Raw genomic sequence first — 23,891 nt, 5'->3', positions numbered from 1 at the left:
ATAACGCACTAAATGTATTACTGCACGGCTTGCACAGTCTTCTCATGAAAGAATCGACGAATTTCATCTGCCTTTATGCCAGCCTTCTTAGCTGCTAATAATAAATGTACCCACTCAACGTCTAGATCAATGACCTGCTGTTCTCTGTTGCTTCCCTGGTTGGACTTGTCCAAAAAATCTCCTCCTAAGATTTTACGTCCCCAGGCAATCCGGCTGTCATAGTATTTCTACCTTAGACCCGCGACTTTGTGCCCCTGTCTTTCGGCAGGTTTACCTTTTACTGGACCCTTTACACGAAAGGATCTACTTTGAAATATATGAAAATCGCTAACTGCAATAACATTATACTATACTAAAGTGGAAAAGTGTGTCGATTTCTGATTAGTTTTTCCATTAAAAAACAAAAAATAGAAGCGCTTTTGTGCGATATCTTGTCCTATTAACACGATACTCGTCCCATTCATAAAATTAATTAAGCCAATATAATGATACTTCCTTCCCTATTAGTTAAAAATAAGGATATTAGAATCATTTTAGTGGGCCTTAGGAATGGGTAATGAGAAGAAACAGCGTTCTTTTCATTAGAACAAGCTAACCCATACCATTTTGCGAACGTATTGGACGAAAGAATGAATTGATTACACGTGTGGAAAGTAGCACAATAAGATGAGAAATGAAACCGCAATCATCACAGCTCCAGTAAGCGTTGACACAAAATGTCACGTATGGAGTTCATCCGTTAAGGAGGATGTATTCATGGCAGCCAAAGAGCCCTATAACGAATCCATTTGGAGTAAGTATTACGGACCCAATTTAGGCTACATTCAAGAAAGATATGAACAGTTTGTGAAAGATCCTTCCACCGTAGAGAATAATTATCGCGAGCTTTTTACAAATTCGGGTCCCCCACCCCTAACACCGGATAGCGAACCGGCTCCACAGCCTCGCATTTCGGGAGACACCGAATGGCTTAGAAAGGCAGTAAGAGCTTCCAAGCTAATCGCTAATATTCGTATATATGGCCATATGGCCGCTGATATTGATCCGCTTGAGCGCGATCACAATCCCATGGCTAAATATCTTGAACTCGAAACCTATGAGCTGACTCGTGAGGATCTGCTCGCACTACCTGCCACGCTCATTTGGGAGAATGCGCCGAATGATGTGCATACCGGATGGGATGCAGTTCAGCGTATGCGTCAGGCTTACACCAAGACAATCGCCTATGAATTCGGGCATGTGCATGAAGAACAAGAACTGAAATGGTTGAACAGACAGGCAGAATCCACAAGCTCACCAGCGCCTTTAAATAATGCAGAACGTAAAGAGCTGCTAAACCGCCTGATCCAAGTAGAGCAATTTGAAACCTTCCTTCACAAAACCTTTGTGGGTCAGAAGCGTTTCAGCTTGGAAGGCAATGACGCACTCGTACCGATGCTGGATGAAATCGTACGCGCTGCTGCGCATGACGGCGCAGAGCATATTCTGATGGGCATGGCGCATCGTGGTCGCCTCAACGTTCTTGCACATATTTTGGGCAAACCTTATGACATTATATTTTCAGAGTTTCATCATTCTCCGAACAAGGAGCTTTTCCCTTCCGAAGGCTCTACAGGCATTAACTATGGCTGGACGGGTGATGTGAAATACCATCTGGGTGCAGATCGCGCTGTCCGTGAAGGAGAAACCGTACGCACAAGAATAACACTAGCGAATAACCCAAGTCACTTGGAATTCGTCAATCCTGTCGTGGAAGGCTTCACTCGTGCTGCTCAAGAAGATCGGAGCACAGCCGGATTGCCGAAGATTGATACCAGTAAAGCTATGGCGGTACTGATGCATGGCGATGCTGCTTTTCCAGGTGAAGGGATTGTTGCAGAAACACTTAATATTGGCAAACTTCAAGGTTATCAGAATGGCGGGACGATCCATATCATTGTTAATAACCGGATCGGCTTTACGACAGAAAGCGAAGACTCCCGTTCAACGCATTATGCGAGTGACATCGCCAAAGGATATGAAATTCCAATTATCCATGTCAATGCTGATGATCCTGAGGCCTGTATATCAGCCGTTCGTTTAGCTAGTGCATATCGCAATCAATTCAAAAAGGATTTCGTTATTGATCTCATCGGCTATCGTCGTCATGGACATAACGAAATGGATGATCCTGAAACTACACAACCTATCGTGTACGGTAAGGTACGCAATCATCCAACCGTTTACAAGGTGTATGCGGAGCGGCTACAGCGTGAAAAAATTCTTACAGCTGAAGATGTACAAAAGATGCACGTTGAAACAGAAGGCGTATTGCAACGTGCGTACGATAGTATGAAGGAAGGCAATCATAAGAAAAAAGAACCAAAAGCCTTCATTCCTCTTCATACAGATCGCTCAGCGGCAGGCACTACAGCCGTACCGATCTCCAGTCTGCAAGAGATTAATCGTGAGCTACTGAGCGTACCTGATGGATTCCAAGTCTATCCGAAACTGGAGCGAATTCTGCAGCGTCGCAAGGACGCGCTGAATGAGGGTGAAAAGGTCGACTGGGCACTCGCTGAGTCCCTAGCCTTCGCAACCATCCTGAAGGATGGAACGCCAATTCGACTTAGCGGTCAGGATGCACAGCGCGGCACCTTCGCACACCGCCATCTGGTGCTGCACGACAGCAAGACAGGAGAATTATTCTCTCCGCTTCATCAGCTAAGTAATTCTCGCGCTTCCTTTGGCGTATATAACAGTCCGCTATCTGAAGCTTCTGTGTTAGGCTTTGAGTATGGTTATAATGTGTTCGCACCAGAAACCTTCGTCATCTGGGAAGCACAATATGGCGACTTCGCCAATGCAGGTCAGGTTATATTTGATCAGTTCATTGCCGCTGGACGTGCGAAATGGACGCAGCGCAGCAATCTCGTCGTCATGTTACCGCATGGCTACGAGGGACAGGGACCCGAGCATTCCAGTGGTAGATTGGAACGCTTCCTACAGTTATCCGCGGAAGAGAACTGGACCGTTGCTAACTTGACCACTGCTTCTCAATATTTCCATGTCTTGCGACGCCAAGCTGCTTTATGTGGACAGGAAGACGCTAAACCACTGGTGATTATGACACCGAAGAGTCTCATTCGTAATCCGCGCAGCACATCTGCCGGAACTGAGCTCGCCTCCGGACAATTCCAGCCTGTGTTAGCAGAGCCCCTACTAGGCCAGAAGCCAGGGGAGGTCAAACGTCTAGTAGTCTGCAGCGGTAAAGTAGCTATCGACATCCAAACAGAGCTAGAAGCTGCTTCAGACAAAGATTGGTCGTGGCTACATGTACTGCGCTTAGAGCAACTCTATCCGTTCCCAGAACATGAACTGAGTGCTCACTTAAGCTCCTTCACATCCCTTCAGGAAATTGTCTGGGTGCAAGAAGAGCCGAAGAATATGGGCGGATGGAGTTATACCGAACCTCGGTTACGGGCCATCGCACCGCAAAACACTAGCGTGAGATATATCGGACGTCCTGAACGTTCCAGTCCTGCAAGTGGTTATGCAGATGTTCATAGCTTTGAACAGCGTAGAATTGTTTCAGAGGCCCTAAAAGCAAATTCACAAGTACAAACAGCTGTACCGTCCTCTTAAGAGGACGGTATCACAATAGCGTAAACCATTATGTTTGGGGAGGTAACGGCCTGTGTCAGAAATCTTAGTACCCGATCTGGGAGAATCTATATCCGAAGGAACCATCTACAAATGGCTGGTTAAAGAAGGCGACACGGTAGGTCAAGGTGATGTGCTTGCTGAGTTAGAAACGGATAAAGTCAATTTAGAAATTAGTGCGGAGGTGGAGGGTGTCATCTCCTCCATCCTACGTCAAGCGGGCGAGAACGTAGCCGTTGGCGAAGCCATCGGCATCATTGGAGCCGCTAGCGGCAGTACGCCGCAGGCCGCTGAGAGCAAAGCGCCTGAAGCGGCACCGGCAAGCGGCAGCGCAGCAGCCGCACCTGTAGCAGCGCCCGAAGTCGCTGTAGCGGGTGGCGAAAGCCCCGCTGCACTGGCATCGCCGGGCGCACGCAAGCTGGCACGGGAGCGCGGCATCGACCTCGGCGATGTTAGCGCCCGTGATCCTATCGGCCGGATTGGTCAGGCCGATGTGTCGGGTCATGGTGCAGCAGCGCCACAGGCCGCTGCACCGGTAGCTCCGGCGGCACAAGCCAAGCCGGAGCCAGCGAAGCCGGCAGCGAGCAAAGCCGCGCCGGAGGATGGCAAGAACGTGGAGCGCAAGCGCATGTCGCGCAGACGGCTCACGATTGCCAGCCGCTTGGTAGAAGCGCAGCAGACCGCGGCCATGCTGACCACCTTCAACGAGGTGGACATGACAGCGATCCTCGACATCCGCAAGCGTCGCAAGGATGCTTTTAAAGAGAAGCATGAAGTAGGACTAGGCTTCATGTCCTTCTTCACCAAAGCCGTGATCGGTGCGCTGAAGACCTACCCTCTGCTGAACGCAGAGATTGACGGTGAAGATCTGGTCGTTAAGAAATTCTACGATATCGGTATTGCCGTTGCGGCTAAGGAAGGTCTGGTGGTTCCGGTTGTCCGTGACGCAGATCGCCTCAGTTTCCCGGAAATCGAACGTCAGATTGGCGAACTCGCTTCCAAGGCACGCGCTAATACACTTAGTCTCTCCGAGCTTCAAGGCGGTACGTTCACTATCACCAACGGCGGTGTATTCGGTTCCCTATTATCCACCCCGATTCTGAATACCCCTCAAGTAGGTATTCTAGGGATGCATAAGATTCAATTGCGTCCAATTGCGCTGGACGAAGAAAGAACCGTTAACCGTCCAATGATGTATATCGCCCTTTCCTACGATCACCGGATCGTTGACGGCTCTGAAGCGGTTAGCTTCCTTGTCAAAGTGAAGGAATTGCTGGAAGATCCAGAAGCACTGCTGCTGGAAGGCTAACCCCGATCGATCTTTCGACTTAAGAATATAAAGAGGGTATCCCTAAAGCTTCGCATTAGGGATACCTTCTTTTATATCTGAATCAACTTTGAGATGAAGTATTTCATAAGTACAAGGTGAATCATGAATCCCTAGGTTAGAAAGTCCGGCGTTGTCGGGGATGCTTCCTACCTTGCATATGATCTAACTGTATTTTATACACTTATTTATTTCTGATCTCCCATATCCTCTTCCTTAATTGCATTCTCTACAACTAAAATCCGTAAAAACGTTTATTTCCACTAATCTAACCAGTAATAGCTGTATTAAATACAACTACAGGGCTTATATAAACGTATTAGTTAACTTTAATTGTATATAGTACAACTAACTTAGCGCATGCAACTACAAGACTATAAGAATCTACTTCAACAGCTCCCCAGCCAACTGTAAAAATTGCTCCTTACTCAAAATCTTATCTCCGTAGCTGCTGAGTGTATAAAACGCATCCTGCTTCTCGTTATACCAATTCAGATAATCGTAGCTGACCTCTTCCTTCACTACTTTGTTATAGATCACTTCTGTGCCTGCCACCAAAATCTTATCCGCTTGATTCTCCGGTTCTTGCTCCACAAACATTTTGCCACCATGCATGATCGATGCAGAGATACCTATATAAGCGTTATCCTTGGAATAAGTAGCGCTTATCCAACCGGGCTCCGACCACGGTATAGCCATCATGAATAACTTACCGCTCCCCTTCTCTTTATTGGCTTGGGCAGTAAGATCTTGTAACGTCTCCTGATATAGAGAACTGTTCTTCTCCGCATCCGTAGTCGGATGATTAGGGTTTATAACCCCATATTCAAAAGCATACCCTGCTGCCAATGCAGGAAGCATCGGCGCCCCTGTCCGTTTGATTTCCTTCAAGAAATCAGAATATGCGCCTATCCGCTGCTCTTTATACTTAAAAGACAATTCTGTTGCACCTGCATTATTGTTCACAAGATAGGCGATCAATTCTCCCGGTTTATCGAAAGCATCTACTTTCTGTGCATACTTATCATAGGAGGCTACTCCTGCAGATTCATTCGGCGCAACATGCTGAACCTTTACTACGCCTTCACTATTGCGGATCTGTATATATTCCGATGCAGCATACGCTGTCACTGAGATCATCAGGAACAAAGCTAACATACTGGCAACTGCCGTTGTTTTATTCATCGTCTTCAGCGAGAGCGAGAACGATCGCTTTCGATCTGATATGCCACGGATATGTCCCATAACCTTCTCTTCTACATCGATCTCACCCAGAAGTTCATTCCCGGCTGAGGCATAAATTATATTTTGGTATTCATCGCTGATTGTGGTTCGTTCCATCTGATCTCCTCCTCCAATTTCATATCTTCCTGCACCTTCCGCTTGATCCGGTTCATTCTCTTCGTCAGTGCATTGGGACTGACCCCAAGAATTTCGCTTATCTCCGCATAAGTTTTTTCCTCGAACACCCGCAGAATAAGCATATTCCTCTCTTCCAGCGACAACTGTGCTAAAGCGGCTGACAATGAGGGATTAAACAACCGATCATCCAGCTCTTGTTCAGGACTTGCAGACATAAAATCAGGCTTGAAGATACTCATGACTCGCTTTTGCAAACGCCGTCTGCGTAGCAGGTTTAAGCAATGATGATACGCGATTCGATAGAGCCATGCCGAGAAATGCATCTGCGGCTTGTATTGATGGATAGATTGATAGCCTTTTACCAAAATATCCTGAACTGCGTCCTCCGCATCCTGCTTGTTTTCTAACAAACGATAGCAATAGCGGTAGATTGGCGTTTGGAAAGCTCTAACGATAAAAGCATACCGTTCGATATTCCCCTTTTGAATACTAATGATTAACTCTTCCAGCTCCTTTGGGTCTAGCGAATCCTGTGGCGATGTAAGCACCTCCTTAACCTTTATATCTTCTATAACACTTGGGCAGCGAAAAAAGTGCCTGCTCGAAGTTTTTTTAACGTTGCGATACAAAAAAAGAAAAGGCATCTGATAATGATCAGATGCCTTTTCAGTATATCTATGAAATGCTACGATTTCAGCTACAACTTTTTCATCGCGATGCTCGCATAGGGTGATAACCCCCTATATTTTTCCTGGTACGTGTAAGTAATACAATATATATAACATCGAATATGGTACAGAAAATACCACATACAAGAACCAAGGGATTATAGTTTATAACTCCCATTAAAATTGTAGGAGCAAGAGTACCAATCCATTTTGCGTATGCTAGCAGTAATGACTGTCCTTCCATACTACCTCGTTTAACGAACATCCCGATAAACATAATGGACATCAAAAGATTTTGTAAAAATGCGGAATACTGAGCTCCCATTACGAATCCAAATTCTTCTATGAACACCAACTGTAACGCAAAGCAGCACACTAAAACCAATAGCAGCCATGGTGCAAATAACTTTTTGCTTAGTGCTTGTGGCCATTCTTTCTTTCCATACTTGTAAAAGGTAACGAGAATAATAATATCTAGAAAAGCCCATGATGCATTAACGTATGCTTGAATCCCGGGATTAGGGCCATGTGCCTCTAAAAATAGATCCGAGTATCCATAAATGGCTTCCCATGCAAAGTTAAGCCCCAAGGCAAAAAGTGGCATAGCGTATGATTTATGCTTAAAGCCAAGTCGTATACATTCTTCGTATACGATAATCCATCCTATCCCACTTAATAACGTTAAGAATAATTCCATCAGAATTGCTTCCTCCTTTATCTAATTAGCATTGACAGGTGTCAACGTTAATTTATAATAGAGATAGCCTTTACACCTGTCAATGTTATTCGAATAAGTTAGACATAAAGGAGAATCTGTCAATGTATACAAGAAACAATCCGATTGCCTTACAGTCCCAAAAAATGATTACGGACGCGCTCCTCTTACTCATGGAGAATAAAGAATTTTCCAAAATAAATATTAAAGAACTATGCGATAAGGCACTTGTTTCAAGACAAACCTTTTATTCATTGTTTAAATCGAAGGAACAGGTTATTGAATTATATTTTGACAAGCTGTTTGCTGACTATGTACAACCATTCGAAGAAACAAAAGAAACCACTGTCAGCGAGGTATGTAATTCAGCTATTTCCTATCTTATTAGTAAAAAGAATTTTATTAGTTTACTTGTAAGAAATAATCTGAACTATATTATGATCCATAAATTTGAGCAGTATCTGATTCAATTTGGAAACATCATAAATGCACCACAGCGCGAAGATCAAGAATATGCTATGGCCTTTATATCAGGTGCACTAGTTGAAGTGATTGCTCGCTATATCAAAAATAACGCCTCTGACAGTCCTACAGAAATTTCAATGCTAGTGGAGCAAATTATTACAGGAAGATACTTCAGATAATCTTAATAGTCAGCTCAAAAAATGCACCCCTTAGAATGACATTAGATTTACCCGGAGGCTGTTCCAATGTCTATTCTAAGAGGTGCACTTGATAAGGTTAAGCCGTCCGTTCTGTAGCTTTGAGCCGAAGCGCTTTCTTCTCTTTCGCTTTCTCCACCGGCGGTTTTAGCGTAATTGCGATGATACAGGCCAGCAGACACAGGAGACCAAAGATCACGAAAGTAGGTTTAAACCCGCCCAGGAAGACGGCGATGAACGAACCTGAAAGGGCTCCAATACCGAAACCTTGATATACGATTCCATAGTTCTTACTATGATTCTTAAGACCAAAGAAGTCACTGACAATCGCCGGGAACACTGTAATGTTACCCCCGAAGCAGAATGCAATGGCAGCTACACAAGTGAAGAACAGTCCGAAATTAAGCGTCGCATAGCTAAGGGTCAACATAGCGGCTGCCGTTACTGCAAGCGAAGCGCCTACCAGCTTCAAACGGCTCATTTTGTCAGACAAGGCACCCAAGATCAAACGTCCTGCTGTATTAAAAATTGCGATCATCGCTACGGCATTAGCTGCCGTCTGTACATCAAGTCCAGCCAGCTGCACACCGATGTCTTTTACAATACCGATCAAATACAAACCACACATACAAGCGGTAAAGAAAATAATGAACAACAGATAAGCTTCTTTCGTGCGTAGCATTTCTTTTACCGTGTAGTCTTTTGGTTTAGCGATAGTCGATGTTGCTGCTGCATCCAGTGATGCCGCTTGTACTGGAGCTTCTCTGACGAGTAAGGAACCGATTACAATCATCACCATAACAATCATGCCCCAATACATAAACGTATTAGACACACCCACCGAGTCGATCAAACTACCATTGATATATTTAAAAATCAAGCTCCCCGTTCCGTAAGCACCCACGGACACACCGGAGATTAAGCCTTTATTATTCGGAAACCATTTAATTAAGTTAGATAATGAAGTGATATATGCTGTTCCGTCTGCAAAACCAACGATTACACCAGCCAATACATAGAACATTAGAAGCGAATTCGCCTGAGAGCTAAGAATCAATCCTAGACCAAGCACAATCCCTGCGGCGGCAGTTAACCGGCGAAGACCAAAACGATCCTGCAATTTCCCTGCGAACAAAGTCGCAAAAGCGAGTGCAAAGCTCGTGATCGAAAACGTAATCGAAACAGAATTAAGCTCCCAGCCGAATTTTGTTACCAGATGTGCATTGAACAAGCTCCATGTATAAATGGTACCTAGACCCATTTGCATAATTACTGTTCCTAATACGATAAGCCACCGTTTGGCGTTTTTGTTGTCCATCGTCGAAGTCATGGTCTATTCCTTCTTTCCCTCTCGTGATCTGCTACAAGAGCTTCTATTGCCTCTTTATTGTAGCTAAACCAGCGGATGTTGAGAGAAATCTGGCATGAGATGACGAAAATGAAGAATGAACTGCATTTATAGGCGCATGATCTGCCTGAATTCCTTTACCTTGCTTCGACTTACCGGCACCTCAAACTCCAAATCATGCAGGCGCAGCAAGTATGTATTGTTGAACCAAGGGATGATTTCCTTGATTTTGGACAGGTTAACGATATAGGAACGATGGCAGCGGAAAAAACGATCCTCCGGCAGTCGATTATAAAAATCGCTGATGCTGAGCGCCATACTATATTCCTCACCTTTAGTTATTACGCTCGTACTTTTCTCTTGTGCGGAGGCGTAATAAATATCATCAGCATTCACTACGATAATCTTCTCATTTTTCCACAGATTCACCTTATCACTTACTGGATTACGTTCCTCTTCCCCCTGTCTTCCGCGAGCAGCGAACGCCCCCTCTAGCTTGTGCAGCATAGCCTTAATGCGAACCTCGCTGTAAGGTTTAAGAATATAGTCAAACGCTTCAATCTCAAACGCCTCAGCGGCATGCTCCTTATACGCAGTAATAAACACTATATAAGGTTTTACCGAGAATCTGCTAATATTCTGAGCCAGCAGGACTCCGTCAATCGAGGGAATGTTAATGTCCAGGAAAATCACATCTACCGTCTCAACCTGTAAAAATTTTAGTGCATCCAGCCCATCTTCAAATTGTGCAGCAATGTCGATTCCACTGTGAGTCTCTATTAAATAAGCCAGTTCCTGTCTCGCTAGCTCTTCATCCTCCACGATAATTGCTCTCATAGGCCCTCCTTTTTGACATCAAAATAAATGTTCGTCCCTTTATCGAGCCTCTGAATCGTAAGACCAGTTCCATAGATGAGCTTGACCCGTTGATGTACATTAAACAGTCCGATCTTATTCTCCGGCATATCACCAGCATAGACCTTCTCTATGGTTTCTTCGCTGATGCCAGTTCCGGTATCCCGAATGCCAACTCGTACATTATCGCCTTGATCTTTTACTGAAATCGTTACGGTTCCCGTCCCTCGTACCTTCAGTATGCCATGTATGATCGCATTCTCTACAAGCGGCTGAATGATTAGACTCGGAATCCGAACCTGAACCTCATCAATATCATAGAGGACATTAAGCCGGCTTCCGAAGCGCGCTTTTTCAATCTCTACGTATTGTTGAACCTGTTGCAGCTCGCGCTTAATATCAATGAATTCATCCGTTAGCTCCAGATTGTATCTCATATAACCGGACAGATTCACGATCAGCTCGCGCGCCTTATCCGGGTTAATCCGAATCGAGGACGCAATCGCGTTCAGCGCATTGAACAGAAAGTGTGGGTTAATGCTTGTCTGCAGCGCCTTTAGCTCCGCTTTGTTCGCCATTTCTTTAATGCCCTCAACCCGCGATACTTCCATTAGCGTAGAGATCATTTGCGACAAACCTACAGCCATAGCTTGTAGAGAATAAGTGATCTTGTGGGCTCTGGTGTAATAGATTTTGAGCGCTCCCGTCACTTCGCCTTTTTCCTTCAATGGAATAATAATCAGCGATTTAATCTCCGGATTCACATAATCGCTATCGTCGTTACGGATCGTAATTTCACCACTGGACAACGTCACCTTAGTTTCTTCACTTATAATTTCATTGGTCGTAGTATAATCCTCTTCTCCCACACCAACGTAAGCGAGAATGAGTCTTGTATCCGAAATAGCTACAGCGTCTGCACCGATATCTTCTTTGATAATTTGGCAGATGGTACGAAGCGACTCGGGATTAATATTGCGAAAATAAGGCAAGGTCTTATTGGCAATATCCAGCGCCAGCTTGGACTGCTTCGCCGCAATCCGTTCCTTTTCACCTTCCACACTCTGCACTAGCATGACAATCAGACCGACACTAATCTGGCTCATAATCATCGGAAAAGCAATTTTGGACACGATATCCACACCCAGTGACGACGGTTCGGCCATCACTAGAATAAGCAGCATCGTCAGGGCTTCACAGGCCATCCCGGCCAAAATACCGGCCATCCAGCGACGTTCACCAGAAGTGCGGCGGTATATTACCCCTGACACAATCCCTGCGGTAATACTCGTAATCAGACAAGGAAGAGAGGTTACCCCTCCGATATCAATTAAAAAACGGTGAACCCCTGAGATGATGCCTGTTATGAGTCCTACCCATGGCCCGAACAAAATCCCACCAGACACGATGGCGATAATTCGCACATTCACAAGCGAGCCTTCCACATTAATGCCACTATAGGTACCGAAGATGGCGAATAAACTGAAGATCGTCGTCGCTATGGCAAGCTCCTGCGGGGCGTATGTTCCTTTTTGAAAAATCTCTTTAAACCGCGGCAGACGAGTCAGCACGAACAGACACATCAGCAGTAGTGCAGCTCTTTCGAATAATTGCAGTAAAATCGTAAACGTATATTGCACGGTCTCCGCCTCCAAAGGACTAGATGTCGACTTATTATAAAGATAGTTCATGCCTCTGTCTATTCAGCCTATCCTTTAATACCTCTATTGAAACTCTTGTTGTATGATATGAACAGAATAAAAGCATACATATACGGAGGTGGGCGGTTTGCAAAAATTAGAACACGAGGCAGATATCATACAGCTTGTACAAAATGATCCCTGGATGATGGATATATTAGAAAATGCTAGATCGCTGCAGTTACCTGACTGGTGGGTTTGCGCTGGCTTTGTGCGTGCAAAAATTTGGGACACCCTTCATGGCTTCGAAGAACGGACACCTTTGCCAGATGTTGATGTTATTTATTATGACGACAGCAATCTTCAAGAGGAAGTGGAGAAGGATTGGGAGGCGAAGCTAAGAGATTTAAACCCCAATGTTCCCTGGTCTGTTAAAAATGAAGCAAGAATGCATACCGTCAATCAACTTCCACCTTATACATCAGCTGTTGATGCGATATCCAAGTTTCCGGAAACCGCCACAGCACTTGGACTCTCCTTAGATCCAACAGGTAAAATCATCCTAGTCGCTCCACACGGAATTTCCGATGTTATTCATGTAGTATTACGACCTACCCCACATTTTACTGAAAACCCAAGCTTACTCCCTATTTATGAACAACGCGTTATTAAAAAGAACTGGCAGGCGACGTGGAAACAGTTGCAGATCAGCACTACCTAAAATAACAAAAAGCAAGCCCCCAATATAGCAGGGCTTGCTTTTCTGGTTTTTTTACACCGCCAAATCGATACCTACTACACCAACGACATCTCCCTGACGATTCTTAATCGCTCTGGATAATGTAACACAAGAACGCTTCGTAATCGCTGATACATAAGGCTTCGAGACATATTGACCTTCATTTATGGCCCCATTCCACCAATCACGTCGCTTGGCATTCAAGAGGCCAGCCGCTGGCTCGGAATAGATAAAGGTCCCATCCGTCCGATTGGACCAAATGGCTTGTACATCCGGAATTTTTTTAATGTAAGAGGTCAAAACACCTTGATGAACTTCAGTATCCGGGTCGTACAGTTCTTCCTTAGCTGAAATTTTCTCCAAGAGACTCTGCATTTCTTGAAGCCGGGCAGCATATTGGCTCATCTCGATTTCTTCTCGGGCTGCTATGCTGGTAACCGATTGCTGCAACGATTGCGACTCCGCTAACAGATTAGCGCTGACTTCGTTCAGCTGCCCGATCTGGCTCCGCTGCCGTGTCACTTGTTCCAGCGTAAGATCGACATTGGCAATCGTCTCATTCACGATAGCCACTGCCCCACTCAGCTCCGTCGTCACTTCAACAATCAGCTTGCCCTGCTTCGCGGCAGCATCGATGGTTTCTGTTACGGCGCTGCCTACCTCATCGACTCTCGACGCGATATCATCGAGTCGAAGCTTCACAGTGCCGACCTCGTTCACCCCACGTTCCACTGAAGCTTGCTCTTTCGTCACGGATTCCAGCACCTGCTGTACTCCGTTATTAATGTCGAGCAAGATGCCAGAGGAACGGTCTACCGAGCTCTTGCTTTGATCAGCCAGCTGCCGAATCCGGCTGGCCACCACCGCAAATCCGCGGCCCTGTTCCCCGGCCCGGGCCGCTTCTATGGAAGCATTAAGCGCTAGCAGTGAGGTCTCATCCACAATTCCGTTAATAAGCGTATTGATCTCTTCTACCATCGCAATATGATTACTCAAGATAGTAAACTTAGCTAACATGTCCCCGCTCTGCATCTGTAAATCCTTCATCACAGTATCTGCGATGCTCAAGGAATCAATCATAGTTGTCATTCCTTGACGAGCATATTTCATATTTGACCCCAGTCTCTCCGTCAACTCTTCGATATGTGCGGTAACGGATGCTACTCCGCCCATTGTCTGATAAGCACCTTCAATATTAGCTTTAGCTTCGTTACTGCGAATCCGCAAATCCATCTCGTATTCATGTGAATAATCTGCTGTCTGCTGCAGCTCTTCTGTATGACGACTGATTTCTTCGAGTGCACCATGCAGTCGGTCCGAAGTAACTACAATCTCATTGCCAAGCAGCTCCACTTTACTATTAGCTTCTTTCAGCAGCATTTCTTTACGATAACCGTAGCGGGACAAATTTAGCAGGACCCAGCCTAGAGAAGCCATAAGCAGGATGATTACCAGCTTATGAATCCAGAACATGTCTATCAACAAACTGTAAACACTGACAAGGAGCAACAGGACGACTACAAAAATCTGGCTAGGGCGAATCTGCATCATTATTCCCACTCCACTCGATTGATGTTATGTATTCTAACATTATATCAGCAGAGTTAATTAAAGGAAATACTTTCTATACTATTCCTTTTCGATCAGTCTTTTCACACGCAAATCCATATCCCTGGAGGACCTACACCAACGTTACCGTAATATACGAATATATTTGGAGATAATTGGTCGAGAGGGAATCCGTAATTATTGTCGAATATATAAGCAAATTGCCACTGGAAAAGAGGAACACATTATGCATACTACATCTCAAACTCCTCGTCAGACCCATTGGAATCGCGTGCTGCTTAATGCATTCTGGATCATCCTGATTGTGGATTTAAGTATTCATATGTTTGTTTCTCAATGCCTATGGGGCCAACATTCGGATACCCTAACCATGGGAGAGTTTATTACTCAGTCGCTGATTCCTGATTCCATCATATTGACTTTGATCATTATTCTGGAATTTATCTATAGATGGAAACCCTTATGGTCCGAGCTAGCTATTACAGTAGCGAGCCATTTATTTGCGCTTCTGATTATCATCAATCTCAATGATGAACTGTATGTAATGTCATTAATTATGCTGCTGCCGCTGCTTGTATCCATGATCTATATGAAGTCTAGCTATATGATAGCCTCTTCTGCTGTTTGTCTACTGTACACGATCATTTTATTCATCAAGGCATCTAATCACGGATATGTCCCCATCACCCAAACTATCATTATTGTTCTTATTTTTGCCGCTACTGCTTTAGCAGGCTTTGCAGTCATCGGTCGTGGGCGTGATTTGATGCGATCACTGGAGAACTCCGTAAAGTCAGAACAGGAATTACGCATTCAGAATATAATCATGGATCGGCTATCCAAGATCGATCCTCTGACGGACCTTTATAATCATAAGACGTTTCATGAATACTTAGGATGGCTGATCGATCATCAGCAGAGTAATCCATTTCCCATGCAGCTAGCCGTTATGGACATCGACAACTTCAAAAAAGTAAATGATTCCTATGGGCATTCCGTTGGAGATATCGTATTACAAAAGGTTGCAGCGATCCTCCTCGAGCATGTCGGTCCTGATGATTTCGCGGCTCGCTTTGGCGGGGAAGAATTTGTCGTCATTCTGACTTCTAAAACCCTTGATCATTCTCATGAGATTATGAAGCATATTCTAACGTCCATCTCCGATACCCCCTTTGCGGAAATGAACGATAAAAATGTAACCGTCAGTATCGGTATGCACGATTTTATAGGAACAGATTCCAAAAACTCTACATTTCAGAAAGCAGACGATGCACTTTACGAGGCTAAGAACACCGGGAAGAACAAAATCGTAATCAGCTAAAGACCGAACACAAGCAAAAACGCCTTCGACGTCCCTAATGGACGGTAAGCGTTTATGCGAGAAATATAAGGATAATATATAGCGTGAGACTTATAAATTCTTATATTTGAACAAATAAGCCCACGGATCTTTTCACGGGCTTGTTTGTGTTCATCTGTTTGAATCTGACTGCTAAATCCCATAGCGCCTCTGTGTTTCCAAAAGCTCTACGACTGCCTGCTTCGGCACAGGTCTGCTAATCAGGTAGCCTTGAACCTTGTCGCAGCCTAATTGCTTGAGCAAATCCATTTGAATAACCTCTTCTACACCCTCTGCTACAACTTTTAGTCCCATATTATGCCCCAACTGTATAATGGACTGCACAAAAGACTGGCTGTTAGCTTTTTCTGAGAGTGAATCAATAAAGGTTTTATCCATCTTGAGCGTTGAAATCGGCAATTGCTGCAAATAGCTAAGTGATGAGTAACCCGTTCCGAAATCATCCAAGGCGATACTAATGCCCTTAGATTTAAGAAACTGCAGCTTACCCAGAATACTCTCAAATGATTTCATAAAAATAGACTCCGTGATTTCCAGCTCAAGACAGCTTGGATTTAGGCCACTTACTGCCAGACTATCCTGTACCATCTCGATAAAATCGTTCTGGAATAGCTGAATAATCGAAATATTGACCGATATTTTATAAGGAATACCTGTACGATCTTGAATACCTTTCATAAAGATGCAAGATTCGCGAAGCACCCATTCACCAATATCGATGATCAGTCTGGAATCCTCAGCAATTTTTATAAACGAAAGTGGAGATACAGAACCAAGCGATGGGCTGTTCCAACGAATTAAAGCTTCAAAGCCTGAGATGAATCCGGATTCGATATCCATCTGGGGCTGATAGTTCAGTTCAAATTCATTATTGTTCATTGCACTGCGCAAATGTTTCTCTATATTCATTCGTTCATTAAACGCTGTATGCATCGATTTGTCATAGACTACATAAGTTCCCTTGCCATCCTCTTTAGCACGGTACATCGCCACATCCGCATTACTCAAAATTTGCTCGGCCGTCTCCCCATCCTCTGGATAAAAGGAGATTCCGATGCTTAGCGAGACGTACAGATTACTCTCTCCTATTAAAAAGGACTGCCTGAACGCTCTCATTATACGCTCTGCCAGATTCAATACAGCCTCACGGTCCTCAGTATCCTTAATAAAAATGACAAATTCATCTCCACCTAGCCGTGAAAGCATATCTCCTTCCCGCATCAGTGACTGCAATCTCTCACTTGCCTTCCGGATGAGTACATCCCCGGATTTATGACCTAAGGTATCGTTGATGTATTTGAAATTATCTGAATCTAGAAACAGTAGTGCAAATTTCCCTCCCGGATGCTTTAGATACTTCTCCATGGTCTCCAGCAGACATAAACGGTTAGGTAAGTTACTAAGCGCATCCACATAAGCCAGACGATGCATATGTTTCTGATTGTCTAGAAGCATATTATATTGTACCAGAAGCTCCTGTTGAGTGGTCGTGAGCTGCTCATAGGTCGCCCCAAGTTCTTGGTAGCTGTTGCTCAAATTAAGCTCCGCTTGCTTCCGCTCGCTGATATCAATCAAGGAGCCCATGAATAACAAAACTTCATCCTTTGGATTAACGGTAGCCTTACCCCTAACTTCAAACCACACGATTTGATTGTCTTTGGTAATCATGCGGAACTCCGTTTCGAAAATAGGTGTAACACCCTCCAGGTGATCATGTTTAAGCTTACGGGTTGAAGCTAGGTCATCGGGATGAACAATACTAAAAGCTCCCTCTTCAAACGAGTTGATTTCATCCTTCGTGTAACCTATGAGGTCATACCATCGGTCTGATAAATGAAATCGTCTCGCCTCCAAATCAAACTCCCACATATATGCACCAGAACCTTCTGTGGTGAGCCGGAAACGTCGTTCACTGATTTGAAGCCTATTAAATTGTTCCTGTAGATCGACCTCTGTCGCTGAGAGCTCTTCGTATGTAGCTTCCAATTCCTTATAACTTAGCTGTAGCCTCAGCTCATTTTGTTTACGATTATCGATATCCACACCTACAAGTACAAAGATATCGGCTGCTTGCTTATCAAGTCCTTTTAATAAGGCTGTCCGGAATGAGAAATATCGCGCTTCAGATGACTGGTCTGGGAGCTTAATTTCTACGTTGTTAACATATTCATTCCGTATTGCCCGCATCAAAAGATCACGGATTGCAGCCGTACTACCTTTTAGACCATCGATATCCTCAATATTTACTCCCAGCACCTCTTTTTCGCTTAAACCCGTCATCCGCTCAGCGAACTTGTTAAACCGCACTACCTTTTTATCTGCCTGCACCGCCCAAACTACCATGCCACTATGCTCTATAACATCCTCAAAAAATTGATGCTCTGAATAAACAGCACGCCGTAAACGATTAATATTCATTTTAAGCAGGACTCCGCCCAGCATAAGAAGACAGAATAGAAGGATTACTCCGTAAACCCATCTTTTGTGGATCATGCCTTTATAATAATCAGAATGAACGAAGAAATAGTTCTGGTACAATTCTTCAAAAGCACCCGAATGCTGTAATTCCTCCAATCTCTCGTTAACATAAGAAACTAACTCCGGTGTAGACTTATTGATTGCAAAAGCCACATCCCTGGGATAAAGATCAATCATTTTCTTAATAATACTGTCCGTCTTCCCCTGTTCAACGAGCAGATAATCGACCACCTCCTGATTCTCAAATAGAAGGTCAATCTCCCCTTTTTCTAAAGCCTCCAAGGCTTCAGGAATCGTAGCAAATTCTACGTAATCATTAATTCCCAGTTTCCCGTTCAGTACTGTTTCAGAATACTGCCCGTTTCCTAGACCTATCTTATAACCTCCAAGCTTATTTAAATCGATCTCACCCTTAAGCCCTCGCCTTGCGTAGATTGAAATATAGCTTTTGAAAACAGGTTCCGAAAATAACAACTCTTGTTTTCGGCCTTCCGTTACTGCCATTAGACCCGCTGTTTCGATATCTCCCTGAACGAGCCGATTATATACATCAGGCCACTTCCCTGTACTGTAGTGGACATCGTAATCCTGCTTCTCAAAGATCATATTACTCAATTCAATATCAAAACCGGTCATGTACCCATCTTTTATATATTTATAAGGTGGATATTCCAGCTCTACTTGATATTCGATCTCCTTTCTTTCGGCGTGAATGGCAGTAGGAGGTAAGAGCATAGATAGAATGCTAATCAGAAGCAACAGTCTGTACTGCTTCATCGCTCATTCCCCCTTTTTACTGAATTTACAGTAATATCCTAAATGTTATTCGACAAAATATGGCAATACCCCTGCTTTTTCTTTCCTCGTCACATAATATACGCAAATCCCAGCAATGAACCCTTCCCTTTGTAAATTATATAAAATTACGGATGCTACATTTTTATATTGCTTTTTAGATGGAAAATGTGGATAATAGCAATAATGATACAAGTTGATAATGATTATCATTATTAAATAAGTTATTGATTTCACTTTACTATATTTAAGTTAAAAGGAGACTGATCACCCATGAACGTTACCTCTACCCGAACAACACTACAGGTTGACGATTATCTGGATCTGCTCAATCTTGCCGTTAAAGTTGGAGATTTAAAATGGCAAAAAGAAATTAAATCCAGATTGCAATACATTCTTTGTCTGCCGACAAGATAATCTTTCTGAATATTCGCCGCATTCCTTTAGGGAATGCGGCTTTTTTTGCTTGTATGATTGGCAGCCATGTAAGAATAGGAGTATCCCCGCGTCACGTGAGGGTTAATGATATAGTATAATTATCAGCATAATATATTGAATACAAAGTCCTTCAGATTGGAGCGTGTCAGCTTGAAAAAGTATTTAGCTTTATTCTTATTGATCAGCGTGTTATGGATACCCGTTGCATACGCCGCCGAAATCCCTGCTCAACAGGGATTAGTAACCGATAAAGCTGGAATGTTTAGTTCCGCAGAAGCGACGTCCATTTCTGCTGCTGCCACTGGAGATCTCGTTACTATGCATGTACTCACCGTAGATTCCTTAAACGGCACTCCGGCCGATAGATACGCCGAGGATACTTACGCCTCATGGGGACTGTCCACTCGCGATATTCTCTTGCTGATCTCTGCTGGCGATCAGTCCATTGAACTTAATTTTAACAATCCTGGCTTTCAAACCTCGTTAAATGCCTGGTCCCAAAATCAGGGAGGGAAATCAGGAAGTGCTGCCATTACAGCGCTGCTTGATACTTATTTCATCCCTTATGCCAGAGAAGGAGACTTCGCTGGAGGGACAAAGGCTTTAATTAAAGCGGTTCATTCCATCGGGGAGAGTACCGGAAATGCTGGAGGAAGTGCAGGAAGCGGTAGCGCAGTTGGCAGTACGAATAGCGGTTTAGGGAACGGAACCTCCGGTAAACCAGGGAACTCGGTCAGTACAGGAAGCCGCTCCAGTAGCTCCATGTTTACGATTGCCGCCATTCTAATCGGAATCGTACTAATACTACTTGTGCTATTTTTAGTGATCACAGGTCTACGTCGACGCAAACAGCTAAACGTACAACAAGAGCAGTTATCCGATTTGCTAGTACGGGCGAATCGAGCATTGGAGTCATTAAAGCCATTTCAAGGGATCGTTCAGGGAAAAACCGAGGTACTGGTAGAAGGCATTTCAAAACGACTCTCTGCAAAGCTCGTTGAAATCTCTTCACTGCAAAATGATGGGCAAGGTGTACAGCCACCCTTTTATCGTTTGACTGCCCTTAAGGCAGCCGTGGAACAATTACAGCAGACAGAGGACTCCTTCCGCGCAGCGCTTGAGGAGGAAGAGAAGAACATTGCTGTCATCAGTGAAGCTGATCGCAATGTTAAACAGCGAATTACAGAGCTGAAAGAGGATGCACCAGAGCTTGAAGAGCAGCTACAAGGTGCGGTTAAAGAAACCGGCTATGCACTTCAAGAAATTGTAGAAGAGCTCAAGGAGCTTGCCGAGGAGACCTCTAAGGCAGATCAATTGGAGCTTTTTGACCCTATCGCCGCACAAGAAATTACCGAGGATGCACAAGATCGCCAAGAAAAGATTGAACAAGACCTGAAGGATGTCGATCTCTACGATGATAAGCTAAACCAGTTCCCTACGGTATTAGCTGCAGCCCGTACCAAAATCACAAACATCATCGAGCAGAATTCACTCCACAACATGAAGGTAAAACCATTTGACCGTCTGGAGCAGGCCCGCGCAGAATCGCTGACTCTTGAAGCGCCGCTGCGTGTTGGAGATATGGATGAGGTGCGCAAGATTGGCGCCACTCTTGACCTTCTCCTGGATGAGGCTGTTGCTATGACAGAACAACAAGCACTCCTTCGGCAGAACAACCGCAGAGATTTAGAGACATTCCGCACCGAATGGAGCCAATTAAAACAGCGGCGAGACGGACTGCAAAGCCGGATTACCGAAGCACGTATGTATTTTGAAGAACAGCATGTGTCAACTGTGGAGAACATCCTTACAGAGTGGAGCACACGCCTTCGGGAAGGTGCTAGTGAAGTGGCGCAGATTGAGAATTGGACCAGTGATGAGCGCGGCGAATATGATAAGGCCCACAATGCGCTAGAACAGTTGCTGTCCCTCCTAGATGAAGCTGCAAGACAGTTCGATGGTGTCTCAGAAAGTCTAAATGCACTTCATGAAAGACTGGATAAGGTCACTCGCCTCTTTTCCGAAGGGCAAAGCCGGGTGGAAACGACCCAGCGAATGCTGCATAGCAGAGGATTATCTTCTAGAATTCACTTCGAGCTATCCTTACTGCCGGAATACAGTGCACTGGATCATCGCCTGGCATCCCGGCCTTATAATCTTGAGGAACTGGAGTCCCTTGGCCGTTCTTATGATTCACAGATCACTTCCTTTGTGAATGAAGCGAACCGACTCGTTCGTCAGAAGGAAGAAGAAGAACGACTAGCTCAATTAGCTATGATGAGAGAACAGCAACGTCGCGCGCAGGCTCGCAAACGAATGTCCTCTGGCCCTCCTTCATCAGGTGGATTCGGTGGAGGACGCTCCTCCGGTGGCTCCTCCTGGGGTGGAGGCGGCAGCGGTGGCAAATCCTCCGGCGGATCTTCTTGGGGCGGCGGAGGGAAGTCCGGCCGAAATTCATCAGGCGGATCCAAGTGGTAGACTATCTCCAAACAAAAGACTCTTCCAGCCTGCTTGGGCGGAAGAGTCTTTTATTATGAATTACTGCTTGCATGACGAAGAAATAGTCATGACAAGCCCTTTATTTTATTGGCAGATAAATCGTAACGGCCGTACCTACGCCCACTTCACTCGCTATGGCCACTCGCCCTCTATGTGCAGATACTATCTTTTTAACAATCATGATTCCCAGTCCATTACCATCACCTCTGGTCGTGTGAAAAGGCTGGCCTAATTTATCGAGTACTTCCCGGTTCATACCCTCTCCGTTGTCTGTGAAGGTAATCTTCTGGAATCCATTCTCCACATCTAGGGCAACTGTAATGCTTCCGCCAAAGGGCAAGGCTTCCATTGAGTTTCTTAGGATGTTTAGGAAGACCTGCTTGATATGATTGCGATCACACAAGATATTCGCATCAAAATGGAATTGCGTGTTCAATGATATATTATTCATCTCCACTTGAATCGCAAAGATGCTGAGCACTTCCTGCAGAATCGTGCTACATTGTTCTACCCTATAATGCGCGGCCTGCGGTTTACCTAGTATGAGGAACTCACTCACAATGAGGTTCATTCTTTCTACTTCTGACATAATAAGATCATAATGTAGCAGTTGCGAATCTTTATTGGCCAGTTGAAGCATTCCTTTGACTGTAGTTAGCGGATTGCGAATCTCATGTGCGATACTCATGGCTAGTTGTCCAGCAACCACTAGCTTCTCTGTATTGCGCAGCACTTCTTCCGTTTTTTTCATCTCTGTGATATTACGAAGACTCCCAATCACACGAGCTAAACATGCATTCGAATCATAAACCGGAAGCACATCCAGCATATAATGTTCAAACAAACCGTTGCTCTCTTGAATCACTTCCAGCCCAGCACATGCCTCTTGCTGAAGAATGACATGCTGAAAATAAGAGCCCACATTTCGAATTTCGAAGACACTGGCACCGATAACAGATTCTTGATGTTCACCATCCAAATGAAGCATGTTTAAGCAGTTCTCATTTATATTGACGATCGTTCCGAGTTCATCCGTTATAATAACACCCAAATAATTGGTATCCAATAGGATTCGATTTAAAAGCTGAAGCTCAGCATTCCCTCTACGCAGCAAAATCTCGCGTTCGATGGAGTCAGCCATGGTACAGAGTAAAGGCAATAAGTGGGGATGCGCCACATCTATATCCGCCATAAATGATATCGTCCCCAATATTTCTCGTCCATCCTCTTTATAAAAAGGAGCCGTACAGCATACTAAACGATGAAGAATTTGATGATAATGGTCTTGTCCCTTCAACTGAAAAGGCCGCTGGTGTTCGAGACACAACGCAATTGAATTTGTACCCACTTCTTTATTTAGTTGCACACCTTCTTTGATGCCAACCTGCCCAACGAGATCAATAATTGTCGGATCCCCTTTGAACGCCAATAGATAACCTGCATCATCCGATATCGTAACAAGGATCGGATTACCTTTTACTGAAGAAAGAAACTTAGTCACAAAAAAATCAATAACCTCAATCACTTCACTATATACACGGAGTTGTGACCCCAGTTCATCTGCAGCATAACATTTTGGAAAAATAGGAGGCTGCTCAGGGTCTATTCCTTGATCCATGCAATGCTGATTGGAAGCCTTAATGATAGTCTCATCCGTCAGTACCCCTGTTGTCTTTTCCAAAGCCTTACCCCATTCTGTATGAATCTTCAATTTTGTAATACTAATATGTATTCTACTTCTTTCCCCCTAATCCTTTTGAACCCTAAAAAATCAAAATATCCCAATGCGAATAA

The 23,891-nt window shown here is 44.4% G+C and carries 17 protein-coding genes and 1 riboswitch; of the genes, 7 read left to right on the top strand and 10 right to left on the bottom strand.

The window, feature by feature from the left end:
- Positions 1 to 17 precede the first annotated feature (17 nt).
- Positions 18 to 173 carry an anti-repressor SinI family protein gene (locus ACQKMP_RS19050; protein WP_231573373.1) on the bottom strand — a complete coding sequence of 52 codons (156 nt, stop codon included), beginning with the start codon at positions 171 to 173 and terminating at the stop codon, positions 18 to 20.
- 27 nt (positions 174 to 200) lie between these two features.
- Positions 201 to 285: riboswitch (cyclic di-GMP riboswitch) on the bottom strand.
- Between the two features lie 471 nt (positions 286 to 756).
- On the opposite strand from ACQKMP_RS19050, the gene ACQKMP_RS19045 reads away from it, so the two are divergent.
- Together ACQKMP_RS19045 and odhB are read left to right on the top strand one after the other, a co-directional pair.
- Positions 757 to 3,624 carry a 2-oxoglutarate dehydrogenase E1 component gene (locus ACQKMP_RS19045; protein WP_042184285.1) on the top strand — a complete coding sequence of 956 codons (2,868 nt, stop codon included), beginning with the start codon at positions 757 to 759 and terminating at the stop codon, positions 3,622 to 3,624.
- A gap of 52 nt (positions 3,625 to 3,676) precedes the next feature.
- Positions 3,677 to 4,951, top strand: a complete 1,275-nt coding sequence (odhB, locus tag ACQKMP_RS19040) for a 2-oxoglutarate dehydrogenase complex dihydrolipoyllysine-residue succinyltransferase (RefSeq protein ID WP_076299889.1) — start codon at positions 3,677 to 3,679, stop codon at positions 4,949 to 4,951.
- Between the two features lie 402 nt (positions 4,952 to 5,353).
- Here the strand turns inward: odhB and ACQKMP_RS19035 are convergent, their stop codons facing one another.
- The 3 genes from ACQKMP_RS19035 to ACQKMP_RS19025 all read right to left on the bottom strand — a co-directional run bounded on the left by ACQKMP_RS19035 (position 5,354) and on the right by ACQKMP_RS19025 (position 7,696).
- The gene (locus ACQKMP_RS19035; protein WP_427470449.1) at positions 5,354 to 6,310 is read right to left on the bottom strand and encodes a hypothetical protein; all 957 of its coding nucleotides are present in this window, start codon (positions 6,308 to 6,310) and stop codon (positions 5,354 to 5,356) included.
- Entirely contained in the window at positions 6,271 to 6,879 is a 609-nt protein-coding gene (locus ACQKMP_RS19030; RefSeq protein ID WP_379424902.1) for an RNA polymerase sigma factor, read from the bottom strand. The genes ACQKMP_RS19035 and ACQKMP_RS19030 overlap by 40 nt, the downstream gene beginning before the upstream one ends.
- Positions 6,880 to 7,039: 160 nt before the next feature.
- Complete coding sequence (locus tag ACQKMP_RS19025) at positions 7,040 to 7,696, bottom strand: hypothetical protein (protein ID WP_379424901.1); 657 nt, start codon at positions 7,694 to 7,696, stop codon at positions 7,040 to 7,042.
- 122 nt (positions 7,697 to 7,818) lie between these two features.
- Between ACQKMP_RS19025 and ACQKMP_RS19020 the strand changes: the two genes are divergently transcribed.
- On the top strand, positions 7,819 to 8,358 hold the full coding sequence (locus ACQKMP_RS19020) for a TetR/AcrR family transcriptional regulator (protein ID WP_379424900.1): 540 nt from the start codon (positions 7,819 to 7,821) through the stop codon (positions 8,356 to 8,358).
- A 97-nt stretch (positions 8,359 to 8,455) separates the two neighbouring features.
- Here ACQKMP_RS19020 and ACQKMP_RS19015 read toward each other — a convergent pair whose 3' ends face one another.
- The 3 genes from ACQKMP_RS19015 to ACQKMP_RS19005 all read right to left on the bottom strand — a co-directional run bounded on the left by ACQKMP_RS19015 (position 8,456) and on the right by ACQKMP_RS19005 (position 12,162).
- Complete coding sequence (locus ACQKMP_RS19015) at positions 8,456 to 9,694, bottom strand: L-lactate MFS transporter (RefSeq protein WP_427470676.1); 1,239 nt, start codon at positions 9,692 to 9,694, stop codon at positions 8,456 to 8,458.
- 138 nt (positions 9,695 to 9,832) lie between these two features.
- Complete coding sequence (locus ACQKMP_RS19010) at positions 9,833 to 10,561, bottom strand: LytR/AlgR family response regulator transcription factor (protein ID WP_042184277.1); 729 nt, start codon at positions 10,559 to 10,561, stop codon at positions 9,833 to 9,835.
- Positions 10,558 to 12,162, bottom strand: a complete 1,605-nt coding sequence (locus ACQKMP_RS19005; RefSeq protein ID WP_427470674.1) for a LytS/YhcK type 5TM receptor domain-containing protein — start codon at positions 12,160 to 12,162, stop codon at positions 10,558 to 10,560. The genes ACQKMP_RS19010 and ACQKMP_RS19005 overlap by 4 nt, the downstream gene beginning before the upstream one ends.
- Positions 12,163 to 12,424: 262 nt before the next feature.
- On the opposite strand from ACQKMP_RS19005, the gene ACQKMP_RS19000 reads away from it, so the two are divergent.
- Positions 12,425 to 12,940, top strand: a complete 516-nt coding sequence (locus ACQKMP_RS19000) for a nucleotidyltransferase family protein (RefSeq protein WP_042193171.1) — start codon at positions 12,425 to 12,427, stop codon at positions 12,938 to 12,940.
- Between the two features lie 51 nt (positions 12,941 to 12,991).
- Here the strand turns inward: ACQKMP_RS19000 and ACQKMP_RS18995 are convergent, their stop codons facing one another.
- Positions 12,992 to 14,509: a methyl-accepting chemotaxis protein gene (locus ACQKMP_RS18995; protein ID WP_427470443.1), complete on the bottom strand. Its 1,518-nt coding sequence runs from the start codon at positions 14,507 to 14,509 to the stop codon at positions 12,992 to 12,994.
- A 244-nt stretch (positions 14,510 to 14,753) separates the two neighbouring features.
- On the opposite strand from ACQKMP_RS18995, the gene ACQKMP_RS18990 reads away from it, so the two are divergent.
- Positions 14,754 to 15,848, top strand: coding sequence for a GGDEF domain-containing protein (locus tag ACQKMP_RS18990; RefSeq protein WP_076299893.1), 1,095 nt, complete (start codon positions 14,754 to 14,756; stop codon positions 15,846 to 15,848).
- Between the two features lie 171 nt (positions 15,849 to 16,019).
- Here ACQKMP_RS18990 and ACQKMP_RS18985 read toward each other — a convergent pair whose 3' ends face one another.
- Entirely contained in the window at positions 16,020 to 19,142 is a 3,123-nt protein-coding gene (locus tag ACQKMP_RS18985; protein ID WP_427470440.1) for an EAL domain-containing protein, read from the bottom strand.
- Positions 19,143 to 19,433: 291 nt separating this feature from the next.
- On the opposite strand from ACQKMP_RS18985, the gene ACQKMP_RS18980 reads away from it, so the two are divergent.
- Together ACQKMP_RS18980 and ACQKMP_RS18975 are read left to right on the top strand one after the other, a co-directional pair.
- Positions 19,434 to 19,577: a hypothetical protein gene (locus ACQKMP_RS18980; RefSeq protein ID WP_167348483.1), complete on the top strand. Its 144-nt coding sequence runs from the start codon at positions 19,434 to 19,436 to the stop codon at positions 19,575 to 19,577.
- A 171-nt stretch (positions 19,578 to 19,748) separates the two neighbouring features.
- The gene (locus ACQKMP_RS18975; RefSeq protein WP_427470437.1) at positions 19,749 to 22,076 is read left to right on the top strand and encodes a septation ring formation regulator EzrA; all 2,328 of its coding nucleotides are present in this window, start codon (positions 19,749 to 19,751) and stop codon (positions 22,074 to 22,076) included.
- Between the two features lie 100 nt (positions 22,077 to 22,176).
- Here ACQKMP_RS18975 and ACQKMP_RS18970 read toward each other — a convergent pair whose 3' ends face one another.
- On the bottom strand, positions 22,177 to 23,778 hold the full coding sequence (locus ACQKMP_RS18970; protein ID WP_076285217.1) for an ATP-binding protein: 1,602 nt from the start codon (positions 23,776 to 23,778) through the stop codon (positions 22,177 to 22,179).
- Positions 23,779 to 23,891 lie beyond the last annotated feature (113 nt).

Origin of the sequence: Paenibacillus sp. NPDC101420 (genome assembly GCF_050277435.1) — a bacterium.
In the GTDB taxonomy this organism is placed as follows: domain Bacteria; phylum Bacillota; class Bacilli; order Paenibacillales; family Paenibacillaceae; genus Paenibacillus_AQ.
This window is presented reverse-complemented; position numbering and strand designations above follow the sequence as displayed.